8 protein-coding genes are annotated in these 7899 nt (G+C 45.9%); 4 read left to right on the top strand and 4 right to left on the bottom strand.

The genetic code is table 11. From position 1 onward, the window contains the following. The first annotated feature begins 254 nt into the window (after positions 1-254). A complete protein-coding gene (locus QL234_RS26670) occupies positions 255-539 on the top strand; it encodes a SymE family type I addiction module toxin (RefSeq protein WP_281560802.1) in 285 nt (94 codons plus the stop codon). A 210-nt stretch (positions 540-749) separates the two neighbouring features. Beyond that, positions 750-1106, top strand: a complete 357-nt coding sequence (locus QL234_RS26665; protein WP_281560801.1) for a T6SS amidase immunity protein Tai4 family protein — start codon at positions 750-752, stop codon at positions 1104-1106. A gap of 104 nt (positions 1107-1210) precedes the next feature. On the opposite strand, the gene QL234_RS26660 is transcribed toward QL234_RS26665, so the two are convergent. Together QL234_RS26660 and sbnA are read right to left on the bottom strand one after the other, a co-directional pair. After that, positions 1211-2383: a glycosyltransferase family 9 protein gene (locus tag QL234_RS26660; RefSeq protein WP_281560800.1), complete on the bottom strand. Its 1173-nt coding sequence runs from the start codon at positions 2381-2383 to the stop codon at positions 1211-1213. A 409-nt stretch (positions 2384-2792) separates the two neighbouring features. Continuing rightward, entirely contained in the window at positions 2793-3782 is a 990-nt protein-coding gene (gene sbnA / locus QL234_RS26655) for a 2,3-diaminopropionate biosynthesis protein SbnA (RefSeq protein ID WP_281560799.1), read from the bottom strand. A gap of 314 nt (positions 3783-4096) precedes the next feature. On the opposite strand from sbnA, the gene QL234_RS26650 reads away from it, so the two are divergent. Further along, complete coding sequence (locus tag QL234_RS26650; RefSeq protein WP_281560798.1) at positions 4097-4348, top strand: hypothetical protein; 252 nt, start codon at positions 4097-4099, stop codon at positions 4346-4348. A 96-nt stretch (positions 4349-4444) separates the two neighbouring features. After that, positions 4445-4690, top strand: a complete 246-nt coding sequence (locus QL234_RS26645) for a PaaI family thioesterase (RefSeq protein WP_348650737.1) — start codon at positions 4445-4447, stop codon at positions 4688-4690. Between the two features lie 89 nt (positions 4691-4779). Here QL234_RS26645 and QL234_RS26640 read toward each other — a convergent pair whose 3' ends face one another. Together QL234_RS26640 and QL234_RS26635 are read right to left on the bottom strand one after the other, a co-directional pair. Then, positions 4780-5292 (bottom strand): hypothetical protein, encoded by a 513-nt coding sequence (locus tag QL234_RS26640; RefSeq protein WP_281560797.1) that lies wholly within the window; start codon positions 5290-5292, stop codon positions 4780-4782. Between the two features lie 22 nt (positions 5293-5314). After that, positions 5315-7492: an LruC domain-containing protein gene (locus QL234_RS26635; RefSeq protein ID WP_281560796.1), complete on the bottom strand. Its 2178-nt coding sequence runs from the start codon at positions 7490-7492 to the stop codon at positions 5315-5317. Positions 7493-7899 lie beyond the last annotated feature (407 nt).

Genomic DNA, 7899 nt, shown 5'->3' with positions numbered 1-7899 from the left:
TTTGAAACTGCGGAAGTTTCTGAATCGCATTGGTTAAAGTTAGCTCTGGGGAAACAACAGTTAAAGCGAACATAGCCTGATTTAACCAGCAATCTAGTCTTTATTAATAGTGCTATCCCACCAATAAAGGAGAGCACTCACTTCAATATTTTTCATTACTTCATTGTTATTAGCTAACAAGCAAAGTCGCAACCCCTGAGTGTCATTACCACACAGAGGTTGCTAACCAAAAACGAACTTAACAGGAGTCCGTCATGGCTAAATATCATCATACGTCAGAGCCAGCCCCGGCAAAAGTAAAATATCCCCTCCATCGCCACCTTACCGTCAAGGAAACTTTTTGCGAGTCGCCGGTGAAGAACTGCGGCATAGGTCTTAACACTATGTCTGTTAATCTTGAACCTTGTGTTGTGCTCAGGGGCAAATGGCTGAGAAAGGCCGGTTTTGCTATCGGGCAGAAGGTAGATGTGGTAGTCAATCAGGGGGAAGTGGTTATTACCCCTAAACAGGCTTGTTTAGGTCGCCCTGCTGAAAACTAGAACCGGGAAATAGAAAGCTAAGCTATTGTGCCTGCAACCAGGCACAATAGCTTTAAAATTGGCTAAAAGCTTATTGTTAAGTAGCTGTACTGGAATATATAAATATACGAAAAGTAGTATCTGGGATGATGCCTCAGGCCATGCAACATTATGGGACGGTAATTTTTGTGCCGATAAATGCTATTTTCCACAATCAAGTAAGGTGATGTTATGGATGCTCGAATAATAATTTCCCTGATGTTCCTTTGTACTTCCTGTGCAGTAATCAAAGAAGAACCTGTTTATACTGATGAACTTAAATATGCAGTGTCGTATTGCCTGAGCAAGGCTTATTCTGATTCTGTTTTTTCGAAGGATGCCGCGTATGTTTCAGGAGCGTATTTACAAAAGGGAAAGTATGGTTTGAATGTATATGAATCAATTCGTGAGTTTGTTGATTTATACCGACAAGAAGCATACAACAGCAAACATAACCGCAACCTTGCCGTAATGCAGTGTGTAGACTTGTCAACTTCATCTGAATTGCGGATGCAGTTAAGAAAAATGATTAACGGAAGTGCTACTTAAAGTTAATGTCCGGCAAAGTCAGGGATAGTTCTTTTTCATTGCAAGATCTTGTTTTCTCTGCTGCTTTTGTTGTTTGCTATCCCATTCGTGAAAGCCGCTCCCCATCAGGCCTGCTTGAGGGAGCTATCTTCGGAAACCACAGGGGCAGCAGAGACCGTTTGGCTAAGCTCTTTTTGTATTGCGTTAACCGCCTTCACTATGACATCGACGTCGATATCACTGATATGGTCTTTTTTCTTGCTGGTATAAACGACCTGTGTGGTTTTGCTGGCTGGTGGTGCCCAGTAAGGCTTTTTTTGCCGCATCATGGCAATGAGCGGGCGTTTGGTAGCGGCAGCAAAATGCATAATGGCGGTTTCTACGGTGATCACCAGATCGGCCTGGGCGATCAGTGAAGGCAACTCAAAAAAGTGGGACTGTGCTGTGAATACTACCACTTGGAACGGTTGCAATTCCGGGCTTGATTGTACCGCCTTTGATATCTCTTCCAAATGATCTTGGGTGATATTGATAATGAAGCGGGTATCGGGATTGAGTTGACCCAGTTGATAAATCAATTCAAATAGTTGCTTTTGTTGCCAGTCACGTTTTTTGTCGGTTGATAAATGGTTTAAAAAAATAACCGGCCCTTGGCGGGCGGGAGCCGAAAATTGTTTCATCAGCCAGGTAGAAGCACGGGATACAGACAATGGCGGAAGATTCAGTGTCGGCATCATCTCCGGGGACGTTAATGTTATACCTGAAATGGCCTGTATGATCTGATAATACCTGTCGGTTACATGGTAATTTTCAGGCAAGGCTTTTTTATTCAGTTGACAGGTTTTATCGCTGTGGCGAAAGTCCCATTTGTCTAACAGGCCATAATAGCGGCTGCTGCCTTTATAGGTGGCGATAAAGGCATCCGGACTGATTTCCCTGGCGAGGGCCGAATATTGTCGGCCCCGGTTGCCGCCCTGAATAATAATCAGATCATAATTAAGCTTTTGCGCCCGGTTGATTTGCTGTCGTTGCCGGGCCGCTGAGTCGCAGCAACCATAGCTTCTGGTAAAATCCGTTTCCGCTTGGATCCATTGCTCTATGGTTTGGCTACGTAATAATCGCCAGCTTTGGTTGTTGTTGCGATTATCGTCCTGCCAGATATCCAGCTCTATATGCGGATATTCGGCTTTGATTTTACCGAGAAACGTTTTTAGGTAGAGAAAATCGCCAAGCGCCAGTGGTGACATAAACAATACGCGTTTCGCCCGTTGGAACTGCTGTGAGGAAATTAAAGGCATATCAGGATACCTTTTAATGCGCCAGGCTGGCTTGCTGATGTGTATAGGCGGCGTAATTTACATATAAGCGGGCTCATGACAATCCTCCTTTTCGTCCATAAAAAATAATCAACTCCGAGTTCGTTGATAATTCATTGTCACTCAATAAAACGCTACGTGCCCTTTAGCAAGGAAGCATATTTAACTGCCGGGGTGAGCACGAACAAGATTCTAATATACCAAGTATTTCTCTGCTGTACCAGCCAAGTGCAAAAGAGAAAATGCGGGTGAGGCGTGATAAAAACTAAGGTTTTAGCGGTAAGTAGAAAGTATGAATTTTTTGTGATTGTTGAGGGGCTAATAGACTTAGGCTTAGCCCGAAAATAACTGTAATCTTAAGTTATTTTCGGGGGCTAATGGTCGCTTGCTGTCAGTCGTTTGTGCCATTGTTGCTGCCGGGTAATGTATCAAGGTGCCTTTCTTTGGCCATTTGCTGCCAGCTGTCGTCATAAATAAAGTCGAGGTAGCGATCGCCGTGGTCCGGCAACAAGGTTAAGATACGGCTGCCTTCGGGGATCTCCGGCAATAATTTTTCGATGGCGGCGATGGCTGAGCCGCTACAGGCGCCGGCGAATATGCTTTCGTAGTCAAGCAGATTATAACAGGCCAATGCCGACTCGTAATCGTCAACATCCACCATACGGTCTATTTCACTCAGTTCCAGCACATTTGGCACCCGTTCTTCGCCGAGCCCGGGAATTTCTCCGGGGCCGCAAGGTTCGCGGAAAAGCAGCGAATCCCGGATTTGGACCGAGATAATTTTCAGTTCCGGGAATGCCTGCTTCAGGCGGCGGGAGATGCCCATCATGGCGCCTAAGGTGTTGGCATCCATAATCAGGTAGTCAAGGGGGCTGTCAACCTGGCGGATAATTTCTTCGCCTTCGCCGTAAAAATGACTTTGCCAATTATGGGGGTTGCTATACTGGTTCAACCAGACGGCATTGGGGATGGCTTTTTCCAGTGATTTTACGGTTTTTATCCGCGTCAGCAAATAGTGGTTGTTCTCATCCCTTTCTTTCACCTGGATAACATTGGCACCGTACAGCTTGAGCATTTTCAGGTTATTGGCAGGAATTTGCGGATCCACTACCGCGGTGAAGGCCAGGCCGTGCAGTTTACACTGCATTGCCAGTGCCAGTGCCATGTCGCCGGATGAACTTTCTATGATATGGCTGTTTTCGTTAATTTTGCCTGATTTAAGTCCTTGCTCCAGCATATATTTTGCCGGTCTGTCTTTAATACTGCCGCCCGGATTGAGTAATTCCATTTTTGCCAAAACTTCAACTTTGCTGTATTTGAATAGTTTTGACAGCCTTACGATGGGAGTATTCCCAACGCAGGAACCTATATTGTCCTTCATGATCGTATCTCCAAACTGGCCGTTGTGTAATGAAAAAAGTAGTAAGTAAACAGATACTAACTTCTGAGCCGATACGATCAAATGCCATTTGCAGTGCCTTTGAAGTAAATCAATAAACGGGTGAAGATAGCCCTGTTTGGTGAACTTAATGGCTGGAATTTGCTCTTTTCTAGTCTTATTTCCTGACGGATATATCAGGAAGGTGTCGGCTGAGAAAATTCGCTGAAAAAAGTGAACATTGAATAAACTTTTTAGCCGGGTAAAACGACTTAATAAACAGGGGGATTTTTACCACTAAAAAATAAGGAGATAAAATGAATAAACTACTTAGCGTGAACACTTTAGTTGTCACTTTGCTGCTTGTGGTATTGGCTGCTCTGCTGTACAGCAATCATCAGGTTACGGCGCAGAATCAGCTTTTACACAACCAGGTGAGCCAGTTAAAAATGCAGGTTTCTGCAATGAAAACGGGCGCTGATAAAATACAAAGCCGTCTTGACAGTATTGAGCAACAACTCCAGGTGGGTGTGCATCCTTTGCTTGCCGGTAAAGCTAATAAAGGGTAATTGGGGAGATTTTTTGACAGTTAACCATGAGCTATTCGAATACGGCCAACAAATTTTAAAAGAGCAGCCTTTTAGTTATTAGGCGCGAGATTAACCCTGTTAACCGAGGGCAATGCCGGGCTGAGCTTAGCTATACGCCATGAGCTTAAGCAAAACCATGGCTTTGTCCATGGCGGTGTGGTCAGTTATCTTGCCGATAACTGTATTAGCTATGCCGCAACTTCTGTGTTTGGTAACTGTGTGACTTCTGAGTATAAAGTGAATTATGTCAGACCGGCTTTGGGAGAACCCCTGGTGGCGGTTGCTTTGGCTACCATTAATAAAGTGACGTCGTCAGCATAAAGCAGTAAGAAAAATCGAAGTAGTTTCGGCTCATAAAACTACTTCAAAACTTTGTACTTGTTATTATTTGCTTGTTATTTTTATCCTGCTTACCAGCTTAAGGTATTCTCATTCAAGGTTAACTCCCTTTGTTGCGGCGGGCTCAGATCATAAAGCCATACTTCTGCCAGATAGGTTGGTTGTTGGCTTAAATGGGTAAACTCCTGATTAAATTGTCCTTGCTGTAAATTACCGGCGACAACCCGGCTGTCGGCTATGGGGTAATATTCACCCGAGGGCAGTTGCCGGTAATCGCTATATAAAGAAACATAAGCCCTCTGCCCGGCATACTCATCAAGCGTGACGGTTAAGCTGACTTGCGTTTTTGTGGTAAAGCTAAAATCATCATCAATCACCAGGCTTTTTAACTCACTGACAGGATCAGGGGTTTCTTCCTGTTCTATGATGATGTTTTCAGCCGGTGTCGGGGTCACATTACTTTCACTGTCCGAGCCGCCACCTCCGCCACCGCAGGCGCTGATCATCCCAGCCCACAGGCAGGGGAAAATCAGGTTGAAAGGCCACTGTTTCGTTTGTTTGTCTGTGGTATTAAGTAAACTCATAAAACCTCCGTTGACGGCGCTGTTAATGAAAAAGGTACTGGCTGTCCGACTGATCGGCATCAAACCAGCTGGTGGCGGATCTGCCTTTTGATTCGGCAAACTGCCGAAATTGCGGGTAGGCCTGTAAAATGGTTTTTCGCTCGCTCGGCCATTGCCACTGATCAACCACTTCAAGTGCCCAGGGCAGGTTATTCGCGTTGCGGAAATAACGCCCGCTGGCGATGTCGCTGGTATCGTCGCCCAGACCGAAATAACCGGGGTTGAATTTTTCTGTCGGCGGCTTATCGGCTAAATGGATTTCCAGCTCACGCCCCGGTTGATAGTTGAAAATATCGCCGTGGTAGAGGCCCGGGGTGCCGAAAATAAAAGGGTCGTAGGGAGCCGCCGGCATTTCGCTTAAGGCTACCGGCGTGATAAACGGGATGCTGACCTGAAAATTAAAGCTGGTGGCTTGATCGCAGCCTATTTCACTGCGGAAAAAGCGGCAAATGCTATCGGCATGCTGCCACAGATCCTGGCTGATCGCTATGACCGCATTGCTGGTGCCGGATTCGAGGATGTCATAAGTATCGGCGCCATTGGTGCCGCTATAGGCTTGCCTGATATTGTTGTGTAATAATCGCAGGGTTAGCGGATTGACATTGCTGCTGGCAATATTGGGTAATTGTATGGCAAACCCGCTGTGGTATTCGGCTCCCAACGCCTGCAACTGACCAGAAATATCGACGCGGATCACCTTGTTTTCACGTATCACTTCTGTGATGCGGTAGCGAAAAACCACATCATTCATGTCATAGTCGTCGGTTTCCGGCCATTTATCTTCATAAGCCAGAGTTACCCAGCTGTTTTCCCCGGGATAATGGCGATAGCTGATATCCGGTCGGGAAATATTGATGGCATGATCTTCCACTTCTCCGCTGCTGCTGCCGCCGCTGTAGCTTAAGCCGCTTTGCTGGCTGAACCTGAACCGGCTCCAGCTGCCGCCCTCAATGGCGCCGTCGGGGATGCGCAGGGCCAGATTATTATAACCGGCGGTTAATTGGATGTCGGTAAAGCTTTGCTCGTTTTCATCGTCGAAATCACCGTCACGGTTCCAGTCAAACCAGGCATTTAATACTCCGTTATTGGAGGCATAAACACGGATCACGGCGTCGAGACCAATTTCCAGGGCGGTGACAAAGTTAACCCCGTCTTCATCGTCATAACTTTGGCCGTTAACCTGGCTGGTGTCGTCGGAATCAGAGCCGGTGTACCCGTCATAATCGCCGTCTGGAGCTGTTAAGCCTAAGTAGGTTTCACCGTCGAGTAAATGCCGGGCGCCGTTATCTGCCAAGGTAGTGCCATAACTGGCGGGGGCATCGCCAAAATCGATAGTAGACTCGGTATCGGTATCAATCAGCGGTGCACTGGCACAGCGGGCGCCGTCATTTTGATTGGAGCTGGGGCCGTCGGCGAATTTGACCGCTTCGACATTAACAGCCATCAGCTCTGCTGAACTGGTACTTTGCGTTAACGAAGATAAATCGATGCGGTATATCTGCCCGTCCTGATTACGGGATAAATAAAAGTAACCGTTCACATCAAAATAAACTGCGCCGAAGGTGCCGGTTTCGCCGGTATTGCCGATGGCGAGGGCATTGCCGTTATCCGGGTTAAACTGATATAAAATGCCGCTGTTGTTATCTACCCCATATAGCTTTTTATCGTTTGGGTGAAAGGCAAAGTCCGTTAATCGTACCCCGGCATCGGCAGTGATCAGCTCGGCAGTTAGCGGTGCGCTGCTGTCACCGTCTAACGGGCTAAGATCTACTTTATAAAAGCCGGTGCTTTTCCGGTACAGGTAATAAATATGGTTGGCAACATCACCGACATAAAAGGTGGTTTGTGCAGGCAGACCGCTGAGGTTTAATGTTTCAATTTGAAAGTCGCTGCCCAGACGTACCATCTGGAAATTCGTGGTATTAAAACCGTACAGATACCTGTCGGTTTCGTTAAAGCCCAGCCCGTTAATATTGGCATGCATACCGGGATCATCTTCTATCATCTCATAGCTGCCGGTGACCAGGTTGACGCCATAACTGGTGACCGGCTTGCCTTGAAATAAAAAGGCTTTGCTGGGGCAATGGCTAAAGGGGGCTGCCTTTATCCCGGTCGTGATAACAATGAATATTAAAACCATTAATAGCAAACGATACATCATAGCCATACTCCTTAAATTGAATAGTTTTGTCTTTCAAATGGCGGGCCAAGTCTTAAGTTGTTGTTTTTATGTTTTTTTTGTGAGGGTGATGGCTTTGCTTTCCGGTAAAATGGCAACTTGCATTGCAGACTGCAATTATTTCCATTTCGTAGGCTGTAAGCAGAGCTCAAGAAAGCTTTAACTGACGGTAAGCCTTGCTGTCATGCTTAAGTTTGCTCTTTTATATTGATTTTTGCTGTTGACAGTATTGTTGTTGGTGATTGCTTACTGTTGTCTTTATGCTTGTTATGGTGTGGGTGTTGGCAAAGTTGTGATCAATTTGTGATATAAAAGTATACTGTTGTGATGACTTTATGGTGTTATATAACCGTTAATAAGGGATATAAGGTATACCGAATACTGTATAT

This window comes from Thalassomonas sp. RHCl1, assembly GCF_947387555.1.
Lineage (GTDB): Bacteria > Pseudomonadota > Gammaproteobacteria > Enterobacterales > Alteromonadaceae > Thalassomonas.
The sequence above is the reverse complement of the archived record's forward strand: the minus strand, read 5'-3'. Positions and strand labels throughout refer to the sequence as shown.